This is a genomic window from Halomonas urmiana (assembly GCF_005780185.1).
GTDB classification, from domain to species: domain Bacteria; phylum Pseudomonadota; class Gammaproteobacteria; order Pseudomonadales; family Halomonadaceae; genus Halomonas; species Halomonas urmiana.
Map to the genome: position 1 here is coordinate 1 of NZ_VBUI01000110.1, position 258 is coordinate 258.

1 protein-coding gene is annotated in these 258 nt (G+C 63.6%); it reads right to left on the reverse strand.

The features are described 5' to 3' along the window. A partial coding sequence (locus tag FEI13_RS18970; RefSeq protein ID WP_138183030.1) for a hypothetical protein occupies positions 1-258 on the reverse strand: 258 nt, incomplete at both ends.

Below are 258 nucleotides of genomic sequence, written 5' to 3' on the forward strand. Positions count from 1 at the left end.
TGTAGTAGAAGATGTCCGGTTGCTCCTCGGTCATCTTCTTCATGCCGTCCTGGATGATCACCGCCAGCTCGTAGCCGTAGGTCGGATCGTAGGTGCGGCAGTTCGGGATGGTACCCGCCATCATGTGGCTGTGACCGTCTTCGTGCTGCAGGCCTTCACCGTTCAGGGTGGTACGGCCGGCGGTACCGCCGATCAGGAAGCCACGGGTCCGGCTGTCGCCAGCGGCCCAGGCCAGGTCGCCAATGCGCTGGAAGCCGA